The organism is Mucilaginibacter sp. L196, assembly GCF_009765905.1.
Lineage (GTDB): Bacteria > Bacteroidota > Bacteroidia > Sphingobacteriales > Sphingobacteriaceae > Mucilaginibacter.
On the sequence record NZ_LMUO01000007.1, the window covers coordinates 20,043 to 42,513 of the forward strand.

Sequence of the window (22,471 nt, forward strand, 5' to 3'; positions counted from 1 at the left end):
GCATATTGCAAAGAGGCTTTTCTAATCTCTATTTCCTTTAATTTCTAACCTTTATTTCAACGTTAAGCTTGTTTTGCCCATGGTGTAACCATCAGCATAAAGCAATACGGTGTAAGTCCCTTTTTGGAAAGCTGAAGGGTTTGTCCAGTCTACAATATAATTGCTGCCATCGTCTTTAAAATCGATAGAAGTTTTGTATGTGTATTGCAGGTTGGTGCCATCAGCAGTAAAAGTCCCTGAATCGCCGCCTGTGATCAGGTTGCCGGTCGGGTCAATTACACGGATCAATATATCGTGCATGCCTTTTGGCGCAACCGCGTTGCTGGCTACTGTAAAGCTAATCTTGATTTTCTTAGCGGGAGATGAACGGCTTACTTCAACTTCTTTACCACTGTTTTTTACCTTGAAGGCGGCAACATCAATAACAGCCACTTTAAGGGCCGATGCTATTTGCACCTTGTTACTGAGGTCGTGGTTTTGTTTGGAAAGGGTATCTGCTTTGGTTTTTACAACAGCAAGGTTAGTTCTTAAAGTATCCCTTTCAACCTTTAAAGATGCATTGGTTTTTTGCAATGAATCAATTTGCGCAGTATAGTTGGTAACAAAATAACGCAGTTGTTTTACGTTTTCCTGTGCTTTTGCAAGTTCCTCTTTTGTTAAGGTTCCTTTTGCCAGTTCGCTTCTTAATACTTTAATTTTGCTTTGCAATGAATCATTTTTGGCCTGCATAGCGGCAGACATTTTAGTTTTGCCCGCATTTACCTGCTCTACTTGTGATTCAAGGCTATCCAGTTCATTTTGTAATTTTTGTTTCTCATCACCCTGGCTCACAACAATAACGTCTGATTTGTTTTTTTGCAGATACAGGTAAACATCAGTACCCAACAAAGCCACTACCACAACAATAAGAAAGTAAATTACATTTGAATTTTTTTTAGGTGTTTGCCCAGATTGGTTTTCCATAGTAATCGGTTTTTAATTAAAAATAATATCCTAACGCGTAATTGCTTTATACGTTAAAAATATTTAGATGGCGCTATTTAATTTTTTACATCCATCCGGTTGGTTAATATAATAACAATAGCTATAACAATAATTAGCTCTGTTAGTTGATTAAAACTGCTTAAAAGTGTAAATTTTTGGTAATATAACGCCTTTTTAAGTAAAAATTATATTTGGATGCCCTGCTAAAGTAAGTACAAAAAGGTAAAACACCAAAAAACAGCTATTTATTATGTAGCATAATAAAACAGCTACAGGTGGAGTTTTATATCTTTGCGGCCTTAAAATACTCCCGTTTAATGCATCTACATAAATATATCCTTCCATTTATACTGTCCATTTTTATCATACAAAAAGTACATTCGCAGGCAGATACTACCAAACGTTACACCATTAGTCCGAAGCGGGAATTTAGGGGAGTTTGGATAGCCACTGTTGAAAATATAGATTGGCCGAAAAAAAATGAGACTGCCGACGAACAGAAGGAGCAGTTAACTGATATTTTAGATGATCACCAGGAGACGGGTATAAATGCGGTGTTTTTCCAGGTGAGGCCGGCGGCGGATGCGTTTTACGCTAAAGGCACGGAGCCATGGTCGAAATGGTTAAACGGGAAACAAGGTGTGGCCCCCGATCCGTTTTATGACCCATTAGAGTTCGCGATTACTGAGGCACATAAACGCGGAATGGAGCTGCATGCCTGGTTTAACCCCTATCGTGCTACTAACGATAATAAGTATTACGCGTTAAGCCCTAATCATATCACCAATTTAAAGCCGGAGTGGTTTTTTACTTACGGTGGCCAAAAGCTGTTTAATCCGGGCATTCCTGAAGTGCGTGAGTACATCATACACATTATATTAAATGTGGTTGATAATTATGATGTTGACGGGATACATATGGACGACTATTTTTATCCGTACCAAGTACCGGGGCAAACTATACATGATGCAGATACTTTTGCCAAATATGGAGCTGGTTATGACGATATTAAAGACTGGCGCCGCCACAATGTAGATACCCTGATACAGGCTTTGGGCGATAGCATCCACAAGCATAAACCGCACATGAAATTTGGCGTTAGTCCGTTTGGGATATGGGCTAATCAGAGCCAAAACCCTGAAGGGTCAGCTACATACGGCGGCTCATCATACTATGAGAATTACGCCGATGCCCGCAAATGGATGCAAAAAGGTTGGGTTGATTATGTGGTACCTCAAATATACTGGCCACGTAACAGCCGTGCGGCTAACTTTGATACGTTGCTAAACTGGTGGAGTAATAATACATTTAACAGGCATTTATATATAGGGCAAGCGGTTTATCGTGTTGCTGAGCGTTCAAAAGCGTCGATAGCCTTTAAAAATCCTTCGGAGTTGCCAAACCAGATGCGCGATTTGCGGAACAACCCGCGGGTGCAGGGCAGTGTGTTTTTTAGCTCGAATTCGCTGACAGATAATTTTGGGGGCTTCGCTGATTCGCTTAAATATAATTTTTATAAGTATCCGGCTCTGCCGCCAACTATGCTTTGGTTGGACTCGATACCACCGAATGTACCGCAAAATGTGGTAGCCCGGATGGTGGCTAACAACGGTAACTATATGGTGAATTTAAGCTGGCAAACACCATTGCCTGCCGCTGATAAGGAGCCTGTTTATGGTTATGTGATTTACAGGTTTGAGGGATCGGAAAAGATTGATATTAATAAACCAGACCATATTTTGCACATCGCTTACGATAATGGGTTGAGTTACCAGGATAAAACCGTGCAGAAGGGTAAGACTTATTTATACATTATTACCGCACTGGATAGGCTGAAGAATGAGAGTGACCGCTCGCCGACGATTGCGGTGATGATGCCGTAGTGTATTAATTAGAACGTCATTGCGAGGGACGAAGCAATCTTTATGCTTTACAGGGCGGATTTGCCTGTGTAGAGATTGCTTCGTTCCTCGCAATGATGTGGTGGAGACGCGTCTGTACAGCGTAAACTACTTTACAGATTCTTCGCGATGCACAGAATGACAAAAGGTAATAGAAGTTATTTTATATCTATTAGTTGTTTATCCCATAATCTCCCTAAATAAATATCAATTTCCATATCGCCCATGCCGTATATGTTTTCGGTTTGCCAGAAGGCATTGTAGATGCCGGTTTTATGATGGATGCCGCTGTTGTAAATATCAAGCAGGGTTTGTTCAATATAGTTTAAACCATTGTGGTTTATGGTTGATCGTTTAACGTGGGCCTGCAATGCATTTTTTAGGAAATGGAGATTTGCCCAGTAATTGTTTTCGTGCAGCCATTTATTTAATGCATCAATGTTGTTGGCGGTGTAGTATTTCCAGGCTTCGGCGGCTACATAAAAATCGGGCTCGCCGAGTTGTACGCGGATGTTGTCGTATAAATGCTCTAATTGGTCGGCATCAAGCTCGCCCATGCCTTTAAAATTTGCTATACCAGGGTAACTGCCGGGGCAAATTAAATAAATACCGGGAGTAGAGAGATCGGTGTGTTTACTGAGCATCACGATCACCCCAAGCATATTGATTTGGCAATGGAGATCATATTCAAACCATAGGTTTATTTCCTTATAAGGTTCGCTTAGCGTGCTTAGCTGGTTAATTACCTTTTCCTCGTAAGAGTCGGGCGAATCATCAAAGGCTTTGGAAATCCACTCCGAGCGATTTTTCCAAAAACTGCCTGACGCGATGTTTTCTTCCACAGGTCCTTCTGAAAGCACCTCGCGCCAAACAATAACGTCGCCATCGAGGCCGGTTTGTTCAAAACTATTCAATGTGGCATCGCCGTTGAGGATGTGCAGGATCTCTTCCATTTTCGTAAAGTGTATGAAGATATAACAAAGTACGGAATGTTTTGATGTGGTGTAGCGGGAATATTACGTGTGGGGGAAGGAGAGGCAAGAATCAAGATGTTTGGCGGCGATTGACTCACCCGACTACGCTTCGCTGGCCGACCTCTCTTCACCTGCGACGGAAAGAGGTGAAACAAATCTTTTGCCCTCTTTCCTGCGCAGCAGAAGAGAGGGCAGGTTAAGCGGCTGAGCGAAAACCGGGTGAGTCGATACATATGCATGGCGAAGTTCACTCACCCGACTACGCTTCGCTGGCCGACCTCTCTTCGCCTGCGGCGGAAAGAGGTGAAAAACGTTTTTAAATAAAAAATCCCGGCTTAGCCGGGATTTGATAATAAACATATGTGTATTTTTTATTGTTGGACCGGGGTAACCTGCGTTACTTTATTGTTGATGTTAATGTAGTCGGTCATGATTTGGCCGGCTTCTATCTTAACAAAATCAAGGTCTTCGTTTTTAGGTTTTGTGTCGCCTTTTTTCAATGGTTTTAGGCCTAGGGCAATACGTTGCAGGTTGTCGCGGTCGAATGTTTTTTGATCATCCTCATCGCGTTGTTTTTTAAGCAGCGCTTCGTTTAACGTGATTGACCTTTCGGCATCATGTATTTTAAAGTCGGCTACATCCTGTAATAAATACTTGTAGCTGTCGCTGGTAGCCATACGCTGATCGTGCAATGTTTTCAATTGCGGGATTACGCCGCTCAAGTCGCCAAATTTGGTATAATCACTTTTAGGGATCACATCAAAAGGCATCGCTGAAGGTTCGGTATCTTCTCCATATTTATCCAAAGGAATAACCGATGGGAAACTAATATCAGGAGTTACACCATGGCGCTGGGTTGAGTTACCGGTAATGCGGTAGAATTTAGCTATGGTTAAATTCAGCTGACCGAATGTGCTTTCGCTGCCGTTTGCACGTGGTTTGCCTGAACCGCCGGTTACCTTTGAGATCATATCAGCCAATGAAGGGTCGATAACCTTATCCAGATCGATCTCAGTTTGTACTGAACCTTTACCATAAGTTTGGGTACCCAATATAACCGCACGACCGTAATCCTGCAAAGCACCTGAGAAAATTTCTGATGCTGAGGCGCTAAAGCGGTCAACTAAAATAGCAAGCGGGCCGCTGTAAGCAATTGATGGATCATCATCGCTGTCAACCTCAATTTTAGCTCTTGTATCTTTTACCTGTACAACAGGGCCTTCTTTAATAAATAAGCCTGTAAGTGAAATAGCTTCGGCTAATGAACCACCGCCATCTTCGCGAAGGTCTAATACGATACCATCAACGTGCTCATTTCTAAGTGTATCTAAAATGCGGCTAACGTCGCGGGTTGTGCTATGGTAATTTGGATCGCCTGCTTGCATGCCATTGTTATCTACATAAAATGCAGGGATATTAATAATGCCTATTTTAACCGTTTTGCCGTTGCTGTTATAGGTGCGGATCTCTTTTCTAGCCAGTGCATCCGCGATAACAATTTTATCGCGAACAATTTCTACAATCTTCAGTTTACCGCCAGCACTTGAGCCTGCAGGTAATATCTGTAATTTTACAGTAGTTCCTTTAGGGCCACGTATTAAAGCGATAGCATTATCTAATCTCCAGCCTACAACGTTTTGGAATTCGCCATCCTTGCCTTGCGCTACGCCTACTATACGGTCTTTTGGGCTTAACTGGTGGCTTTTATCTGCTGGGCCGCCCGGTACCAGGGTGCTGATGGTTACATATTCGTTCTCGAAAGTCAGCGTAGCGCCGATACCTTCTAATGAACGAGACATTTCCATATTGAACTGTGCCGCGTTAAACGGGTTAAAATAATTGGTGTGCGGATCAACAGCTTCGGTAAAAGCATCCATAAATGTTTGGAACACTTCCTGGTTTGATAATTTGTTGGATTGTGATAACAAATTCTCGTAACGTTTTTTAAGTGTTTCCTTATTTTTAGCCATATCAGGGCTGGCTATTTTAAGGTTAAGCAAATCGTATTTAACACGCTTTATCCATAGCTCGTCCATGTCCTTTTGAGTGGCGATATACGGCAGATCCTCACGGTCGTAGGTGAAAGTTTCGTCTTTGTTGTAATCGAAATTATCATTGATGTGCGCCAAAGAAAATTTGATCAGATCAAGATACCTCTTCTGAAAAACGTTAAAGATGTAAAACGCATCATTCAGGTTACCGGCTTTCAAATCATCATCTAACTGATATTTGAAATTAGCGAATGCCTTAACATCCGAAGCTAACAGGTAGTTATGATCAGGGTCGATCTTTTTAAGATAGCGATCATAAATAATTGCCGATAAGGAATCATTCAAATCAACTTTTTTATAGTTGTATTTTGAAATCAGCGAAGCAACTTCTTTACAAACCAAATTTTGCCTTGCATCGGGCTGCAAATCATTTGAGCCATCAACCTTTATTGGTTTTGATGGGGCCGCGTGGCAGGCTACGGCAGCACTAAGTACTAATACGAAATATAATTTCTTGAACATATCTTTTACAGTCTTTAAACGGGGATTAAAATAAAACATCAATACTTGTGCCTAATGTGAGTTGCTAAAGTAAATAAAAAGAGACAGTTGAGAAGCTGCCTCGCAAATTAGAAATGCCAATATTACAATATTGTTTGAATTTTATAACTAGTAGACCTTCATTTTACGCTATTGTTACAAAAAAATCGAGGAACTAATTATTTTTTTTATCGGCAGTAACCATAGCATCAGATGCATAGCGCCATTCAGCCTTAGTAAGAATTGGCTTATATTGTTGTACAAACTTTAGTTCTTTTTGAATAGTAGCAACGTTTGAAAGTAAGCCGTTAGCATTAGCTAATTGCAATGCCTCGGTCAAATCCTGCTGCGCCTGTAAGGCATCGCCCATGTTGGCTTTAACTATGGCCAGGTCCATTAAGTTTGCAATAGTGAGTTGATTGTTATTTTGCTGGCGCGATATGGTGCTGCTTTGTAGTAAGAACCATTTAGCTTCAGAAAAACGGCTTTGTTTGATGTATAGCTTTGCCAGATCGCTAAAATTATAGCTTGCAATATCATAAATTCTGAAACGCATGTTATGTTGCGCCACCTTCATGATAGCTGATTCGGCCAGTTCAATATTATAATCGCTTTGTTGGAAATTGAATTTAGGGATCTTTACTTTTACCCGGCTAATATAGGTAGTGGGTATTTTTTTTATGGAATGATCCTGCGGTAAAGCAATAGCCGGATAGCGAACATGCTTTTTAAAGCTGATGTTGTACCATTGGGCTGAGGCCGATAAACTAACACTTAATGATAGTACTACAGCTAAAAGAAACTTCATGCGTTTTTCCCTTGAGTTTAATAAATTAATTAATTAGTAATTGTACGTAATTAATAACGGGAAAGTTAAGCATTTATTCGGAATAAGATCAATATTATTTTGGCTTGACAAAAATCAGGCAAAAACCTCGATTTGATTCTCATCATGCGAGGCCCAAACCATATACGGGTGTGTATCCGCGTGATAAATATCGCCGTGAGCGGAAATGCCTATAACCCCTGCAAAACCATCAAATGGTTTTAATTCGTTCAATGTTTTTTCTGTCGCGGGGGATAGGAGCATGCCGTCGGTTACACGGGTAACAATTTTGGTAGCCACTGCTCCGCTAACAATATCCTCGCCAACACCGGTGCATGATATGCCAGCAAATTTGTTGCAATAATTACCTGCCGCAGTAGCCGAATCACTTACACGGCCGGGTATTTCGAATCCTTTACCACCTGTTGAGGTAGCAGCCGCTAAGTCGCCATTCATATCAAGGGCCACACAGCCTACGGTACCCAGGCGAATGGAATCGCTTAATTTTTTTTCGTATTCCCAACGGCGTTGGGGTATTTCGGGGTTGTAGTATTTAAAACCGTTTTCGCGTGCATAGTTCTGGGCCCCCCCGCCACTTAAAACTTTATCTTCCTGATCGAGAAGCTTACGGGCAATGCATATTGGATTTTTAACATCTTCAATATTGATCACCCCTGAAAAACGCAGGCTTTTACCATCCATCAGGGATGCGCTCATTCTTATTTTACCGTCGCTTTGTATTTGTGAGCCGGTACCGGCGTTAAACAGATCACAATCTTCCAGCAGCCTGACAACATAAACCACTGTTTCCAGCGCATTATGGCTGGCCAGGTGCTTGTAGCCCTGTTCCACTATTTCCTTTAATGCTTCCTGTTTCGCTTTTTTAACCTCGTGGTTGGTACGCGATTCGCTAAAAAATCCCCCGTGAATGATTAGTTTCATTTCTCTTAGATTAAGCCCCCTCTAAATCTCCCCCGGTAGGGGAGACTTTTAAATAATAAGATACTAAAGCCCTGCCTTCCGGGGAGGGTTGGGAGGGGTTGATTATTTATCAGCCTTAATAAATACTCCGTTCTCTACCTTAACAACTTTTTTAATCAACAGTTTGTGTTGTAAAAGATCATATTTATCATAAATAGACATTACATGCACTTTCAAGTTTTCGATAGATACGGGTGCGCCTATCTCTACATCGTAAATATTGGTCTCAACCATATTACGGCCATCTACCAAAATAATCAATCCGGAGCCTATGGCTTCCATCATGCTGCCTTCGGTGATAAGCAGACCCGCATCCTCGCCCAATCCAATACCTAAAATACCGGGATTGCTGGCAACGGCATATAATAAACGACCAATACGGCCGCGTTGTACAAAGTGAGTATCTATAAAAACAGAATCAATAAAACCTAAACCGGCGGTTATTTGCACATGGCCCTTGATCAAAGCTTCGTTGCTTGACCCGCGGTATATCATGTGTGCTGAAGCTGCCGCGGCACCTGCCGATGTGCCTGCGATAACAAAATTATCGTCCTGATAACGTTGTTTGAGGATCTGCAAAAACTCTGTGCCGCCAAAAATGGCGCTCAGGCGCAGCTGGTCGCCACCGCTGAACATGACTACATCCGCCTCGCGGATACGTTTTAAATATTCCGGGTTGGTGGCGTCTTCGCGGGTACGGATATCGAGAATATTGACATTAGGGACACCCAGGTGATTGAAAGCGCTGATGTATTCGGTACTTACCAACTCCGGGATTTGCGACGCGGTAGTGATTACCTCAACTTTTGATGCTTCGTGATGAGCCGATTCGGTAATGATGCGTTTTAAAATACCCTGCTCAAAAAACTTGATGTAGTTGGGTTGCAAAATATTCTCCTGGGCGCTAATGTTACTGCCCATATCAACGGCTCCTCCAATTATTATCAGTTTTCCTTTCGGGTCGGTCATGCTGTATTTATTTAGTGAATTAGGGCTTGTGTGAATGAGTGATTAATATTAGCGTTGAATTTTTATTACGGAATCGCTCATTCACAAAATCATTTATTGTTAACAAATACAAATTAAAATAAAAAGCAGCGTAAAGGCTATTGTTATTTGTTAATAGTGGGGGTATTTATGCACAATTGGGGTTTTACTCACCCGGCTACGCTACGCTGGCCGACCTCTCTACGCCGGTGGCGCAAAGAGGTGAAAAATATATTCTAGTTTCCCTCTTTGTCGCGTAGCGATAGAGAGGGTGGTCGAGCGAAGCAAGGCCGGGTGAGTCGACGGGATGGTCATTCAAGATGGTGTAAAATATTTAATTTTTCACCACAAAAAATCTTGTTAGCTTGTTACAGGTTTAGATTTAGTAAATTTAAGCCCTTAACATTGAAAAGCACTTTATGAAAATAGAAAATATACAGGTATTGCGCGGGCCGAACATTTGGAGTGGGAGCCGTAAAAAGTTAATCCAGATGCGGTTGGACTTGCAGGAACTTGAGCATAAGCCTACTAATAAAATAGATGGCTTTTATGAGCGCCTTAAAGCATTGATACCAAGTTTGCAGGAGCACCGTTGCTCTCCGGGTGTGCCGGGGGGATTTTATCAGCGTATTGTTGCCGGTACCTGGATGGGGCATGTGATTGAGCATATTGCTTTGGAGATACAAACCCTTGCGGGGATGGATACCGGCTATGGCCGCACACGAGAGACCAAAACTGTCGGGGTTTATAACGTGGTGTTTACTTATCTGGAAGAAAAAGTGGGTATTTATGCTGCCGAAGCAGCTGTACGTATTGCCGAGACTTTAATTACCGGTGAGGATTACGATTTGGAGTATGATATACAGCAAATGCGCGAGATTCGTGAGGCTACCCGTTTGGGGCCAAGTACGGGCTCAATAGTAGAGGAAGCTATCGCCAGGGATATTCCGTGGATCAGGTTGAATAATCAATCGCTGGTGCAATTAGGGTATGGTAAAAACCAGGTGCGTTTTCGTGCTACTATGACGGAGAAAACTAGCTGTATTGCGGTTGACATCGCCAGCAATAAAGAAGAAACTAAACGCCTTTTACAAGAGCAGGCTATTCCGGTTGCTAAGGGTATTACCATATCTTCAACTGAGGGTGTGGATGAAGCTATCCGCAGAGTGGGCTTTCCGTTGGTGTTTAAACCGCTGGATGGCAACCATGGTCGTGGCATTTCTATCAATATAAAAAACCATGAAGATGCTGTTGAAGCATATGAATTCGCCGCCAAAATATCGCGCAAGGTGATTGTGGAGCGATATGTGACCGGTTATGATTTCAGGGTTTTGGTTATTGATAATAAAATGGTGGCGGCAGCCCTGCGCGATCCGGCGCATGTGAAGGGTGATGGTACATCAACAGTGCAACAACTCATCGACATTGAAAATACAGACCCGCGCCGTGGTTACGGGCATGAAAATGTGTTGACTTTAATAACTGTAGACAGGGATACCTTGGATCTGTTAGAGAAAAAGGGTTATACGTTGGATACTGTTCCGGCAGCAGGTGAAAAGGTGTTTGTAAAATCGACAGCTAACCTGAGTACCGGCGGAACATCTGTTGATGTAACCGACCATGTGCACCCGCAAAATATTTTTATTTGTGAACGGATTTCGAAAATTATCGGGCTGGATATATGCGGTATTGATATTATGGCCGAAAACCTGACCGAGCCGTTAACCGAAAACGGTGGTGTGGTATTGGAAGTGAATGCCGCGCCGGGCTTCAGGATGCACATCGCGCCGAGCGAAGGCTTACCACGTAACGTGGCCGGGCATGTTATTGATATGTTGTATCCACAGGGCAAATCGTCGCGCATACCTATTATAGCGGTTACAGGTACTAATGGCAAAACTACCACCACCCGTTTAATAGCGCATATTGTTAAAAATAATGGACATAGAGTAGGCTTTACCACATCTGATGGTATCTACGTACAAAATAACATGATGCTGAAGGGCGATACTACAGGTCCGGTAAGTTCTGAGTTTATTTTGAAAGATCCTACGGTTGATTTCGCGGTGCTGGAAACGGCTCGTGGTGGGATATTACGCTCGGGCTTGGGATTTGGCTTTTGCGATATAGGCGTGGTTACCAATATACAGGAAGACCATTTGGGCCTGGCTGATATTCATACTTTGGAAGATTTGGCACGGGTGAAAAGTGTGATCATCAATGCGGTTAAAAAGGATGGCTGGGGCGTTTTGAATGCGGATAATGAGTATTGCGTGCGCATTGGCAAAAAAGCTAGTTGCAACATCGCTTATTTCAGCATGAATGAGAATAACCCGGTGATCAGGGCGCATTGCAAAAAAGGCGGCATTGCCTGCGTTCATGAAAATGGCTTTATCACCATTAAAAAAGGCGACTGGAAAATACGTGTACAACGCACTATACAAATCCCGCTGACTTTTGGTGGTACCGTTCCGTTTATGATTGAGAATGTGATGGCGGCAACCTTAGCTACATTTTTATGGGGCTTTAAAACGGAGGACATTAAAATCTCGCTCGAAACCTTTATACCGTCGGCAGCGCAAACACCGGGCAGGATGAATATTTTTGAGTTCAAGGATTTTAGGTTCATGATTGATTTTGCCCATAACCCGGATGGTTACAGAGGCATAAAAGAATTTTTAAGGCACGTGGATTCGCCACTGAAAATTGGCATCATAGCCGGTACCGGCGACAGGCGCGATGAGGACATCCGCGAACTGGGTAAGCTATCGGCAGAGATGTTTGATTATATCATCCTGCGGCAGGAAAAACACCTGCGTGGCCGTACCGAGGAAAATATATTATCACTATTAAAAGAGGGTATATTGTCGGTTGATGCCAACAAGCAATTTGAGGTAGTACCTAAAGAGATTGATGCCATTAAGCACGCGATGAGTCTGGCCAAGCCGGGCACCTTTATTACCGCGCTAAGTGATGTGGTAGATAACGCTATTGAAACGGTACAGAATTACCAGGAGCAGGAAAGGAATGGGTTGTTTAATGTGTAGGTTAGTGGTGCGGTGAAAACACCATGGGTGTTCGGAAGATGAGATTTGCTTCTTTTCCAATGAATTTTTTATTAAAAATGATTTGTCATTCTGAGCGGAGCGAAGAATCTGTAAGGTGTGAACTACTTTACAGATTCTTCGCTCCGCTCAACATGACACCTTTTTTAATCTTCCGAACACCTGTGGTGAAAACACCGACCACAAGCTGAACTTCATAAATAAAATTGTCATGCTGAGGGACGAAGCATCTGTACAGATGTAAACTACTTTACAGATTCTTCGCTAACGCTCAGAATAACAATTGAGTAGGCAATTTAATTCAAGATTTACGAAGTTTTTAAAACTTCGTAAATCTATACTGCGAGGAGTTTACCTGAGATTAAGATTTTTAATGAAAAAAGAAGATTTGATAATACTGCTTAATAGCCTATTGCTTCCTTTGAATTTTAAAAAGAAGGGAAATAATTGGTTGTTTAATGGGGAAATACTTTCGAAGGTGGTCAATCTTCAAAAATCTGATTTTGGAAATTACTATTACCTTAATTACGGTTTTACAATTGCAAAGCTTGAATTGACTACAACGACACATATTCATTATCGTTTAGCTTCTACAAATTCCGAAGAAAATATAAGAATAAAGGATTTGCTTGATTTAGAAAGCAATATTGAGCCTGAACAACGAATTTTCGAGTTGGAAAATTTGATTAAAGAAAAGATTATTAATCAAATGACAGATATAAATAATGAGGCTGAATTATTATCAGAAATAAAAAAAATGCCTTATTCGAGTATAATCCCATTAGTGGTAAAGCAACACTTTAATTTATCAGAATGGTAGTTTAAACCGACCAACTATGCAAAACAACATAAAAGATAAAGTAATCATCATCACCGGTGCAAGCAGCGGGATAGGGGAGGCAACTGCTTTGCTGCTGGCAGAGCATGGCGCGAAAGTAGTGCTTGGTGCACGCCGGGCTGATAAACTGGAGGCATTGGCAAAGCGCATTCTAACCGCAGGTGGTGAAGCGATTTTTGCAGAAACAGATATTAAAAAACGGGATGATCTAACCGCTTTGGTAAAATTGGCAGTTGATCATTTTGGCAAGCTGGATGTAATCATTAATAATGCAGGCATCGGCCCTATCTCGCTTTTTGACGATTTGCGGGTGGAGGATTGGGACGAAATGATCGATGTAAATATTAAGGGCACTTTATATGGTATCGCGGCGGCGTTGCCTGTTTTCCGTAAGCAAGGTTTTGGGCATGTGGTGAATGTGATTTCTACCGCCGGACTTAAAATTGTACCGCAGCAGGGTGTGTATGCTGCTACTAAGAATGCAGTGCGTACTATTACCGAGGCTTTGCACCAGGAAGCCGGTCCTGATTTGCGTGTAACGGGTGTTTCGCCGGGCTTTGTGCATACTGATTTCGCGGAATCTATGACCAACCCCGAGGTTAAAGCTCAAATCATAGCAGCAAGGGATAAAATGGCTATCACGCCGGATGCCATCGCGCGTGCTATCGCTTTCGCTATTGAGCAACCTGCCAATGTTGATGTGGGCGATATTGTGGTGCGGCCTACGGCACAGGGGTAATATTTTTAGCTCCCGCAGGGTCATCTAAATAATATTGTCATGCTGAGGAACGAAGTATCTGTACAGGTAAACTACTTTACAGATTCTTCGCGATGCTCAGAATGACAAGGGGAAATAAAAGGTTTTGTCATTCTGAGGAACGAAGAATCTTCTTCGACTTGCAGAGTTCGACTTTCGCTTTTAGAAAATTCTTCGCTACGCTCAGAATAACAATGGGGTGAACGAATGCCACGTGCTTTCTCTAAATAAATGTACCTATAAAGTTCATTTCTGGGGGCTCAAAAAACAAACTACAATCTTTTGAGTTAACAATGTCGTATCTTGTAAAAATCACCTAGTTTAACTATTCAACTGAATGGATCAATCACTTTTAAGAACAAATGAAGAAGACAGATTAGCTGCGCTTCATTCGTATGATATATTTGACTCGGGCGAAGAGAAAGATTTTGATGCACTTACTTCATTAGCATCGGCTATTTGCCAGATACCCATAGCGCTCATCACTTTTATTGATGATAAGCGGCAGTGGTTTAAATCGCATCACGGTACCGAAGTTACCGAAAACCTGCGTGAATTATCCTTTTGCACCCATGCTATCGAATCCGGCGAGGACATTATGGTGATACCTGATCCATCGCGCGATGAGCGGTTTGCCAATAACCCGATGGTTACCGGGCCAACTAAAGTGGCTTTTTATGCCGGCGTACCTTTAATTAATGAAGATGGTTATGCCCTGGGTACTTTATGTGTGCTCGATCAGCAAACGCATACACTATCAATCCAACAAATTGAAGCTTTAAAAACTTTGGCTAAGCAAGTGGTTGATAAAATTGAGCTGCGCAGGAAAGTTTTAACATTGGAAAAAGCTAACCAGGAATTGCTTAACTCTAATGTGCTGATCCAGAAGTTCGCCTCTATGGCGGCGCACGATATTAAAAACCCGCTCAGTACCATTATGCTAACCTCGCAAGCGCTTAAAATACGCCTCGATAAAATGCAGAATGAAGGCTGCCAGCGTTTGGTCGACCTGAATATTACGTCCACCAAAAACCTGCTTGGGTTGGTAGATGAGATGCTGGAGTACTCTAAATCGCCATCGTTATTAATCACCAAAAAGCAGCAAGTTGACTTAAACAGCCTTTTACGAAAAGTGATAGCCATGGTGGCGGTGCCGGAAAATATTGAAATTATTCTGCCAGAGGAAAATCACAGCCTTTATGTCTCCATTATAGTGTTTGAGCAAATCATGCTTAATTTACTAAGCAATGCCATAAGGTATAATAACAAAGAGCAGGGTTATGTGAAGATAGCTTTTGAACAGGACGAGGAATTTTACCGCTTTGAGGTAGAGGATAATGGCATTGGCATTGCCGAGCAATATCACGAAAAAATATTCGGCAATAACTTTACCCTAAAAACAACCGACCGCTACAATGACAAAGGTTCGGGCATTGGCTTGTCTACGGTTAAAGACTTGCTGGGCGTATTGAATGGCAATATCTCGGTGCGGTCGGTACCCGGCGAGGGGGCTACGTTTTTCGCTACGCTTAAAAAGTAGGACTATCTTTTAATTTTTGTCATTCTGAGCATAGCGAAGAATCTGTACGAGCGTAAACTACTTTACAGATTCTTCGCTATGCTCAGAATGACAATAGGTATTTGTTGTAAACAGATTTACGAAGTTTTTAAAACTTCGTAAATCTTAGGGTTGCTAAGGTCAATTCTTGCTTAAATTAGTGGTGCGGAAAACACCAACCACAGGCTGTAATTAATCGAGCTCCGGGGTTTCCACAATCATTTCTTCAGATGTTGGAGGTAATGGATTGCTCATTGGTCTGTATGCACCTTTATCTATAAACCTGATTACAAGTGGTGAAAACAAAAGTAAAACTCCAAGTACCAATGCAATTGCTGCGGTTACGCCAAATCCCCAAATTGGATTCAATTTATCAGAAAAAATGTATTTAATATAACCAATATAATGGATAAGGTCATATTTTCCCGGGATAGACCTGTAATATTTTAATATTAAAAAGGCAGCTAAAAATGCAATTATTGAATTAAGCCAAAACCATTTCATTTTTAATGTTATTGCTAATGAAAGTAGAAATGCGCCGAATAATCCAATTATTACTAATAAATGCAGTCGCATATCATCTCCGTCAAGTCTGATACCTAAATCGGGATAAATGTGTGCAATAGGCGTTATTTCTTTTAAAGTCCAATGAATAGTGTATGCCTTTTCAATAACACGGAGGAATTTATAATCGTATAAGATCGCAAACGCCCTAAAAGCATCCATAAATAACCATATAGCTAAAAAGTGAATAACAATCAATCGCCAGTTTAATTTGCGTAATAAGGTTTTCATTCAATCAAATCTAACAAATATTTGATGTTATTTTAGTGATTAGAAAAGGCCTGGCAAAGAAAAAACGTGTTCCAAAACCTCAATTTTTTGTTGATTTTTTGATCAAAAAAGACTTAAAATCGATGCTTTTTTAGCCTTTTTCAATCAAAAAATGACTGTTTAACCTGCTTTTACGACTTAAAACGGTCAAAATATAATCTAAAAATGCTGTTTTTAGCCTGTTTTAGGCATAAAAACGACTCAAAAGTGTACCAACTGTACCACGTGTACCATTTGTATCATGGTACAGTTATGATTTTTTTGATGCCAGTTGGGACAGGTAGTAATGCCACAATAGCATGGTAGCTACTGTTCGGTAGGGTTGCCATTGGGCGGTAATTTCAATTATTTCTTCTTTACTGATGCCAGTAGCTAAGCCTTTCACCCGTTTGAATGCGTTAACCGCGGCGAGGTCGCCGATAGGGAATATGTCTGCCCGTTGTAGTACGAACATGAGGTAAACATCAATAGTCCAGTTACCTATGCCTTTCAGGGTGACGAGCCTGGCGCGGATTGCATCGTTGGGGAGGTATTCTAGTTCAGTAAGGTTGAGTTGGCCGCTTAACATGGCCTCGGCTAAATATTTGATGTAGAGGGTTTTTTGCCGGCTGCAATAACAGGCCCGCATTTCTTCATCAGTAAGCAATAATAGGCGTGATGGGGTGAGTTCCTGTACACGTTCCTTGAGTTTATTTAATGCTGATAGTGCGGAAGCCAGCGAAACCTGCTGTTCCAAAATAATGTGTACCAGCGTCTCGAAGGTATTGGGTCGCGACCACATTGGTGGGTAGCCATAAGCGGTGATAATTGCTGCTAGATCGACGTCCCTTGAAGCAAGCTGGTCACAAATAGTATGGAAATTGGATTTGCTAAACTGTTCGCTCATATAATTGTTATTTTAAAATTACTAATTTCTTTAGGATTTAACATTTAATTTCTGACTTTTACATTATGACAAACCTGCCTCCTTTAGCCGAGCGTATGCGCCCCAAAAATCTGGATGATTATGTTGGGCAAAAACACCTTGTGGGTAAAGGCGCGGTTTTGCGAAAGGCTATCGAATCGGGTTCGCTGCCATCCATGATATTCTGGGGGCCGCCGGGAGTGGGGAAGACGACCTTAGCTTATATTATATCACAAACTTTATACCGGCCATTTTTCGCGCTTAGCGCCATTAACTCGGGGGTTAAGGATGTGCGCGAGGTTATAGAAAAAGCCGCGCTGCTAAAAGAAGAAGGCGAAATCCAACCCATTTTATTTATTGATGAGATACACCGTTTCAGTAAATCACAACAGGATTCGTTACTGGGAGCAGTTGAGCGTGGCACGGTTACGTTGATTGGCGCTACTACCGAGAATCCATCATTCGAAGTGATCTCGGCTTTGCTGTCGCGCTGCCAGGTTTATATTTTGCAACCGCTGGAAGAAGATGACCTGGTTAGTCTGCTGAAAAAGGCCATGAAGGAAGATGTGGTGCTGCGCGATAAAAAGATAGATATAAAGGAGGATGAGGCACTGCTGCGGCTATCCGGTGGCGATGCCCGCAAGCTGCTGAATATATTTGAGCTATTGGTAAATGCCTTTAAAGGCAAAAAGATAGAACTCACCAATGAAAATGTACTGGAGCATGTGCAGCAAAACATGGCGCTGTATGATAAAGGCGGCGAGCAGCATTATGATATTATATCGGCCTTCATCAAATCCATGCGTGGCAGCGACCCTAATGGTGCAGTTTATTGGCTGGCGCGGATGATAGTTGGGGGTGAGGACCCGCTATTTATTGCCCGGCGAATGCTGATACTAGCATCGGAGGATATTGGCAATGCTAATCCGAATGCATTGCTACTGGCGCAGGCTTGTTTTGAATCTGTAAATAAGATCGGTATGCCGGAATCACAGTTGATCCTGTCACAAACAGTTATTTATCTGGCAACATCGCCAAAAAGTAATTCGGCTACTACGGCTATTGGAGCGGCTATTGCTTTGGTAAAACAAACCGGGGATCTGCCTGTGCCACTACACCTGCGCAATGCCCCAACTAAATTGATGAAGAACATTGGTTATGGCAAAGGCTACAAATATGCCCATAGCTTTGAGGGTAACTTTACCGATCTGGATTTTCTACCAGATGCCATCAAAGGCACTAAAATATACGACCCCGGTAATAATGCCCGCGAGAATGAGGCTAAGGAAAAATTAAAGAAACTTTGGGGCGATAGGTATAAATATTAAGCCCCTTAACCCCCTGAAGGGGGAATGTTAAAATATTTAGCTAAGCAGACTTACGAAGTTTTAAAAACTTCGTAAGTCTAAATAAGACTTCTGATATATTTGCACCATGTATTCTATCAGAACCGCAACCGTTGCCGACGTTGAAACTATCCGCCAATTAGCTCAGGAAATATGGTATGCTACCTATCTGTCTATCCTCTCGAAAGAACAGTTAGACTTTATGCTGACCGAGATCTATTCAACTGAAAAGCTAACGCAGCAAATTGAAAATAACGAGCAAACTTTCATGCTGATTATTGAAGAAGAGCAGATTGTGGCCTTCGCGGCTTATTCGCCGCGCGAAGAGGATCCAGAGATATATAAACTACATAAATTATACTGCCTGCCTGCTACACAGGGCAAAGGCTATGGCAAATTATTGATTAATGAGGTTAGCAACAAAGTATTGGAAGCAGGTAAGCATTTGTTAGAGTTAAATGTAAATCGCCACAACAAGGCCCAAAGCTTTTACGAAAAAATGGGTTTTAAGGTGATATATGAAGATGACATCGCCATTGGCCCTTATTGGATGAACGACTATATCATGCGTAAAGAGCTGGCTTAATATCTGTCACAAAAAAAATAGCGATGAATTTGCATCCATCGCTATCTATGTTATTAAAAAGTCTCCTCTACCGGGGGAGATTTAGAGGGGGCTGTATTACAACCCGAAAGCTGCTTTTACTTTATCTACGTAATCTAATTTCTCCCAGGTAAATAATTCAACTTCTTTAGTAATCACATGCCCATCATGAGCAGTAAAGCTTTTGGTTACAATTTGGCTTGGTTTACCAAAGTGGCCGTAAGCTGCGGTTTCGCTATAAATAGGGTTGCGCAGTTTAAAGCGGGTTTCAATAGCATAAGGCGTCATGTTAAATATAGCCTCCACCTTTTTAGCGATCTCGCCATCATGTAAACTAACTTTGCTTGTACCGTAAGTATTTACATAAATACCCATTGGCTGTGCAACGCCTATCGCATAGGATACCTGTACCAAAACCTCATCACAAACACCCGCAGCAACTAGGTTTTTGGCTATGTGGCGGGTTGCATATGCAGCAGAGCGGTCAACTTTTGAAGGGTCTTTACCCGAGAATGCACCACCACCGTGCGCGCCTTTACCACCGTAAGTGTCCACGATGATTTTACGGCCTGTTAAACCGGTATCGCCATGCGGCCCGCCGATAACAAACTTGCCGGTAGGGTTAATGTGGTATTTAATATCATTGTTAAAAAAGTGAGCGTATTTAGGGTACTTCGCTTTTACACGAGGTATTAATATGCTGATGATGTCGCTGCTGATTTTAGCCAGCATTGCTTTTTCCTCATCAAAGTCATCATGTTGGGTTGATATAACAATCGCGTCGATACGTGTCGGTTTATTGTTATCATCATACTCCAACGTAACCTGCGATTTCGCGTCCGGGCGTAAGTACTTTATTTCGCTGTTCTCACGGCGGATAGCGGCTAATTCAATTAATAAAGCATGCGCAATATCTAAAGCCAAAGGCATATAATTATCAGTTTCTATGGTGGCATAGCCAAACATCATACCCTGGTCACCTGCACCTTGCTCTTCTTTCGCCTGGCGGTCAACACCCTGGTTAATATCCGGTGATTGCTCATGAATAGCAGATAACACACTGCACGAGCTGCCATCAAACATATATTCGCCTTTGGTATAACCAATTTTATTGATCACCTCGCGGGCTATTTTTTGTACATCTAAATAAGCTTTTGATTTTACCTCGCCCGCCAAAAAAACCTGGCCGGTGGTAACTAAAGTTTCGCAGGCAACTTTTGAATCAGGATCGAAAGCTAAAAATTGATCAATCAGCGCGTCTGAAATTTGATCGGCAACTTTATCCGGATGTCCTTCCGACACGGATTCTGAAGTGAATAAATATGGCATGTTTTTTTAAATAAACTTAAGAAATAGGATAAACGTAAATAATAAGCAGAGGGATTTAACTGGATAGCAGTAAAAAGAAGCAGGGTTTTAGCACTTTTTTACGTGGTTGCAATCCGGTCCCGATATATTCAGGACATTAAATCAGTCCACCGTTGGGTGGCAAAAATAAAACAATTTTTACAAAGCCGAAAATACATTTACTTTTGCCGGCACTAAAATATATCTGGTTGAAAAGGAAAGCTTTATTTATTATAAACCCGGTAGCAGGAGGGAAGAAGAAAGATGATGTACCGGCTTTAATAGAAAAAAACCTGGATAGGGCTGTTTTTGAATACACCATTGTTTTTAGCGATGGCGTTAGGCATGCGCATACTATTGCAAAAGAAGCTATTGGTAAATTTGAGTTGGTGGTGGCCGTTGGTGGCGATGGTACTGTTAACGAGATCGCTTCGGCTATAACCGGTAGCAATGCCGTTATGGGCGTTTTGCCTTATGGGTCGGGTAATGGGCTTTCCAGGTTTTTAGGCATCCCGATGGATACGGAAGCTGCCATAAAAAACCTGAATAACTGGCATGTAGAATCTATTGATTCGGCAATAGCTAACGGCGAATGGTTTTTTAATATGGCAGGGATGGGCTTCGATGCTCATATTGCCGAAGTTTTTTCGCATAAAGAGAAGCGGGGCTTTAGCACTTATGTTAAATCTGCTTTTCACGAGATTGCCAATTATAAAGCCGATACCTATTATATAGATATAGACGGAGCTAAAAGCCAGCACGAAGCCTTCATGCTCAGTTTTGCCAACTCATCCCAATATGGTAACAACGCGCATGTATCGCCCCATGCATCTGTTCAGGATGGGTTAATAGATGTTTGCGTGATCAGACCATTCCCTTTATGGCGATTTATAGAGATGGGTATCCGTATGTTCACCAAAACATCCGAAGGCTCAAAATACGTATCAATTATGCGTGGCAAAAACATTAAAGTACGGCGCGACAAACCCGGCCCAATGCACCTGGATGGTGAACCACGTATTGCCGGTACCGATATTGAAATAATTGTAGTTCCTTCTTCGTTAAAAATTATTGCAGGCGAATCATACAAACGCAATTCTTAGAGCCCAAGCGTCATTGCTGTAAGGTACGAAGCAATCTCTAAACTTTACAGAGAAGCCTTAATGGTTCGTTCGTCCTATGTAGACATTGCTTCGTACCTCAATGACGCTCGGTTTACATAAAATGATAGTGGATAGAATTTAAATAGCTTTTTAAGCCGAAAACTTTTTTCTTTATCTTGCATCCCGGCTTAAGGCTTCGGACTTAACAATCAAAATCAGGAAATCATGTCGAAAAAAAATAATTATACCGGGGTAATGTATTCTACCGATCCCGATTTTCAATATCAGAAGGAGCATAGCGGATCAAACGAAGCTTTGCCACCACAGCAACAAAACCTTAAAGTTTTTCTGGATCGTAAAGGCGGCGGTAAATTAGTTAGCCGGGTAACGGGTTTTGTTGGCCCTGATAGCACGCTGCAAGAAATCGGAAAAAAACTAAAATCAAAATGTGGTGTTGGTGGTTCGGTAAAGGACGGGGAGATATTAATACAGGGGGATTTTAGAGATAAAATTGTGACTTTATTACAAACTGATGGCTTCAAAGTGAAGCAAGCGGGCGGATAAGGCTGTTTTTGATAAATAAAAAAGATGAAAATTTAATGAAATCGACACAATTCAACACCTTTATTATCGTTATATAAGCCTAAAAATGATATTTAAATAATATTAAACATAAGGGGAGAAAATAAAACTACGGCTACCTGAAACAGTTAATATTCTGTAAATATGTACGTTATTAGTGTTATTTGTAGGTTTACATGCACTTAGACCAAATGATAGCATAATAGTTACATACTTTTTATAAATTATTTTTTGTTAATATTGAAAAAAATAGGTTGTATTGTAAAAAATAATGGTTCAACATACAATTTTATGGGGTTTAGGCGTTACTAACTCACCAATTATTGTTTTTGATGAGTACCTAAGATTA

18 protein-coding genes are annotated in these 22,471 nt (G+C 41.6%); 9 read left to right on the forward strand and 9 right to left on the reverse strand.

What is annotated here, in order from left to right:
* Positions 1-51: 51 nt before the first annotated feature.
* Complete coding sequence (locus tag GSQ74_RS03105; RefSeq protein ID WP_158989966.1) at positions 52-963, reverse strand: hypothetical protein; 912 nt, start codon at positions 961-963, stop codon at positions 52-54.
* Positions 964-1,301: 338 nt separating this feature from the next.
* Here GSQ74_RS03105 and GSQ74_RS03110 point away from each other — a divergent pair, with 338 nt between their 5' ends.
* On the forward strand, positions 1,302-2,867 hold the full coding sequence (locus GSQ74_RS03110; protein ID WP_158989968.1) for a glycoside hydrolase family 10 protein: 1,566 nt from the start codon (positions 1,302-1,304) through the stop codon (positions 2,865-2,867).
* 176 nt (positions 2,868-3,043) lie between these two features.
* On the opposite strand, the gene GSQ74_RS03115 is transcribed toward GSQ74_RS03110, so the two are convergent.
* The 5 genes from GSQ74_RS03115 to GSQ74_RS03135 all read right to left on the reverse strand — a co-directional run bounded on the left by GSQ74_RS03115 (position 3,044) and on the right by GSQ74_RS03135 (position 9,166).
* A complete protein-coding gene (locus tag GSQ74_RS03115) occupies positions 3,044-3,838 on the reverse strand; it encodes a DUF1835 domain-containing protein (protein ID WP_158989970.1) in 795 nt (264 codons plus the stop codon).
* 392 nt (positions 3,839-4,230) lie between these two features.
* On the reverse strand, positions 4,231-6,372 hold the full coding sequence (locus GSQ74_RS03120) for a carboxy terminal-processing peptidase (RefSeq protein ID WP_158989972.1): 2,142 nt from the start codon (positions 6,370-6,372) through the stop codon (positions 4,231-4,233).
* 193 nt (positions 6,373-6,565) lie between these two features.
* Positions 6,566-7,198: a hypothetical protein gene (locus GSQ74_RS03125; RefSeq protein ID WP_158989974.1), complete on the reverse strand. Its 633-nt coding sequence runs from the start codon at positions 7,196-7,198 to the stop codon at positions 6,566-6,568.
* Between the two features lie 114 nt (positions 7,199-7,312).
* Complete coding sequence (locus GSQ74_RS03130; protein ID WP_158989976.1) at positions 7,313-8,158, reverse strand: isoaspartyl peptidase/L-asparaginase; 846 nt, start codon at positions 8,156-8,158, stop codon at positions 7,313-7,315.
* Positions 8,159-8,260: 102 nt separating this feature from the next.
* On the reverse strand, positions 8,261-9,166 hold the full coding sequence (locus GSQ74_RS03135; RefSeq protein WP_158989978.1) for a cyanophycinase: 906 nt from the start codon (positions 9,164-9,166) through the stop codon (positions 8,261-8,263).
* Between the two features lie 437 nt (positions 9,167-9,603).
* Between GSQ74_RS03135 and cphA the strand changes: the two genes are divergently transcribed.
* The 4 genes from cphA (at position 9,604) to GSQ74_RS03155 (ending at position 15,384) form a co-directional block, all read left to right on the forward strand.
* Complete coding sequence (gene cphA / locus GSQ74_RS03140; protein WP_158989980.1) at positions 9,604-12,231, forward strand: cyanophycin synthetase; 2,628 nt, start codon at positions 9,604-9,606, stop codon at positions 12,229-12,231.
* A 391-nt stretch (positions 12,232-12,622) separates the two neighbouring features.
* On the forward strand, positions 12,623-13,069 hold the full coding sequence (locus tag GSQ74_RS03145) for a DUF4304 domain-containing protein (protein ID WP_158989982.1): 447 nt from the start codon (positions 12,623-12,625) through the stop codon (positions 13,067-13,069).
* Between the two features lie 16 nt (positions 13,070-13,085).
* Positions 13,086-13,826 (forward strand): SDR family oxidoreductase, encoded by a 741-nt coding sequence (locus tag GSQ74_RS03150; protein ID WP_158989984.1) that lies wholly within the window; start codon positions 13,086-13,088, stop codon positions 13,824-13,826.
* Between the two features lie 355 nt (positions 13,827-14,181).
* Positions 14,182-15,384 carry an ATP-binding protein gene (locus GSQ74_RS03155; RefSeq protein WP_158989986.1) on the forward strand — a complete coding sequence of 401 codons (1,203 nt, stop codon included), beginning with the start codon at positions 14,182-14,184 and terminating at the stop codon, positions 15,382-15,384.
* A 210-nt stretch (positions 15,385-15,594) separates the two neighbouring features.
* On the opposite strand, the gene GSQ74_RS03160 is transcribed toward GSQ74_RS03155, so the two are convergent.
* Entirely contained in the window at positions 15,595-16,128 is a 534-nt protein-coding gene (locus GSQ74_RS03160; RefSeq protein ID WP_158989988.1) for a hypothetical protein, read from the reverse strand.
* Between the two features lie 358 nt (positions 16,129-16,486).
* Complete coding sequence (locus GSQ74_RS03165; protein WP_158989990.1) at positions 16,487-17,122, reverse strand: DNA-3-methyladenine glycosylase; 636 nt, start codon at positions 17,120-17,122, stop codon at positions 16,487-16,489.
* Between the two features lie 65 nt (positions 17,123-17,187).
* On the opposite strand from GSQ74_RS03165, the gene GSQ74_RS03170 reads away from it, so the two are divergent.
* Together GSQ74_RS03170 and GSQ74_RS03175 are read left to right on the forward strand one after the other, a co-directional pair.
* Complete coding sequence (locus tag GSQ74_RS03170) at positions 17,188-18,468, forward strand: replication-associated recombination protein A (RefSeq protein WP_158989992.1); 1,281 nt, start codon at positions 17,188-17,190, stop codon at positions 18,466-18,468.
* A gap of 106 nt (positions 18,469-18,574) precedes the next feature.
* Positions 18,575-19,072 carry a GNAT family N-acetyltransferase gene (locus GSQ74_RS03175; RefSeq protein WP_216846668.1) on the forward strand — a complete coding sequence of 166 codons (498 nt, stop codon included), beginning with the start codon at positions 18,575-18,577 and terminating at the stop codon, positions 19,070-19,072.
* Between the two features lie 96 nt (positions 19,073-19,168).
* Here the strand turns inward: GSQ74_RS03175 and metK are convergent, their stop codons facing one another.
* Complete coding sequence (gene metK / locus GSQ74_RS03180) at positions 19,169-20,419, reverse strand: methionine adenosyltransferase (protein WP_158989994.1); 1,251 nt, start codon at positions 20,417-20,419, stop codon at positions 19,169-19,171.
* A gap of 227 nt (positions 20,420-20,646) precedes the next feature.
* Here metK and GSQ74_RS03185 point away from each other — a divergent pair, with 227 nt between their 5' ends.
* Together GSQ74_RS03185 and GSQ74_RS03190 are read left to right on the forward strand one after the other, a co-directional pair.
* Positions 20,647-21,540 (forward strand): diacylglycerol kinase family protein, encoded by an 894-nt coding sequence (locus GSQ74_RS03185; RefSeq protein WP_158989996.1) that lies wholly within the window; start codon positions 20,647-20,649, stop codon positions 21,538-21,540.
* Positions 21,541-21,765: 225 nt separating this feature from the next.
* Positions 21,766-22,104, forward strand: coding sequence for a translation initiation factor (locus GSQ74_RS03190; protein WP_158989998.1), 339 nt, complete (start codon positions 21,766-21,768; stop codon positions 22,102-22,104).
* Positions 22,105-22,471: the final 367 nt, after the last annotated feature.

What these genes read in the sequence shown, in the direction of transcription:
- GSQ74_RS03105 (WP_158989966.1), bottom strand. Translation starts at nt 963, where the DNA reads ATGGAAAACCAATCTGGGCAAACACCTAAAAAAAATTCAAATGTAATT.
- GSQ74_RS03110 (WP_158989968.1), top strand. Translation starts at nt 1,302, where the DNA reads ATGCATCTACATAAATATATCCTTCCATTTATACTGTCCATTTTTATC.
- GSQ74_RS03115 (WP_158989970.1), bottom strand. Translation starts at nt 3,838, where the DNA reads ATGGAAGAGATCCTGCACATCCTCAACGGCGATGCCACATTGAATAGT.
- GSQ74_RS03120 (WP_158989972.1), bottom strand. Translation starts at nt 6,372, where the DNA reads ATGTTCAAGAAATTATATTTCGTATTAGTACTTAGTGCTGCCGTAGCC.
- GSQ74_RS03125 (WP_158989974.1), bottom strand. Translation starts at nt 7,198, where the DNA reads ATGAAGTTTCTTTTAGCTGTAGTACTATCATTAAGTGTTAGTTTATCG.
- GSQ74_RS03130 (WP_158989976.1), bottom strand. Translation starts at nt 8,158, where the DNA reads ATGAAACTAATCATTCACGGGGGATTTTTTAGCGAATCGCGTACCAAC.
- GSQ74_RS03135 (WP_158989978.1), bottom strand. Translation starts at nt 9,166, where the DNA reads ATGACCGACCCGAAAGGAAAACTGATAATAATTGGAGGAGCCGTTGAT.
- cphA (WP_158989980.1), top strand. Translation starts at nt 9,604, where the DNA reads ATGAAAATAGAAAATATACAGGTATTGCGCGGGCCGAACATTTGGAGT.
- GSQ74_RS03145 (WP_158989982.1), top strand. Translation starts at nt 12,623, where the DNA reads ATGAAAAAAGAAGATTTGATAATACTGCTTAATAGCCTATTGCTTCCT.
- GSQ74_RS03150 (WP_158989984.1), top strand. Translation starts at nt 13,086, where the DNA reads ATGCAAAACAACATAAAAGATAAAGTAATCATCATCACCGGTGCAAGC.
- GSQ74_RS03155 (WP_158989986.1), top strand. Translation starts at nt 14,182, where the DNA reads ATGGATCAATCACTTTTAAGAACAAATGAAGAAGACAGATTAGCTGCG.
- GSQ74_RS03160 (WP_158989988.1), bottom strand. Translation starts at nt 16,128, where the DNA reads ATGGATGCTTTTAGGGCGTTTGCGATCTTATACGATTATAAATTCCTC.
- GSQ74_RS03165 (WP_158989990.1), bottom strand. Translation starts at nt 17,122, where the DNA reads ATGAGCGAACAGTTTAGCAAATCCAATTTCCATACTATTTGTGACCAG.
- GSQ74_RS03170 (WP_158989992.1), top strand. Translation starts at nt 17,188, where the DNA reads ATGACAAACCTGCCTCCTTTAGCCGAGCGTATGCGCCCCAAAAATCTG.
- GSQ74_RS03175 (WP_216846668.1), top strand. Translation starts at nt 18,575, where the DNA reads ATGTATTCTATCAGAACCGCAACCGTTGCCGACGTTGAAACTATCCGC.
- metK (WP_158989994.1), bottom strand. Translation starts at nt 20,419, where the DNA reads ATGCCATATTTATTCACTTCAGAATCCGTGTCGGAAGGACATCCGGAT.
- GSQ74_RS03190 (WP_158989998.1), top strand. Translation starts at nt 21,766, where the DNA reads ATGTCGAAAAAAAATAATTATACCGGGGTAATGTATTCTACCGATCCC.